Genomic DNA, 238 nt, shown 5'->3' with positions numbered 1-238 from the left:
ACAAGAACAAGATGCAGGCTCCTCGGCCGGTGAAGATCGTCGTCAACATGGGCGTCGGCGACGCGCTCGCGAACGCGAAGCTGCTCGATGCCGCGGCGGGCGACCTCGGCACGATCACAGGTCAGAAGCCGGCGATCCGCAAGGCGAAGAAGTCGATCGCGAACTTCAAGCTGCGCCAGGGCCAGGCGATCGGCTGCATGGTCACGCTGCGCCGCGCGCGCATGTGGGAGTTCTACGA

The 238-nt window shown here is 65.5% G+C and carries 1 protein-coding gene; it reads left to right on the top strand.

Annotation, left to right across the window (positions count from 1 at the left end; translation table 11 throughout):
- Positions 1 to 238, top strand: a 238-nt coding sequence (rplE, locus tag JDS95_RS30835; RefSeq protein WP_199691073.1) for a 50S ribosomal protein L5, incomplete at both ends; no start/stop codon positions are given.

It is taken from the genome of Bacillus cereus group sp. N24 (assembly GCF_016483345.1).
Taxonomy (GTDB): Bacteria; Bacillota; Bacilli; order Bacillales; family Bacillaceae_G; genus Bacillus_A; species Bacillus_A toyonensis.
This window is presented reverse-complemented; position numbering and strand designations above follow the sequence as displayed.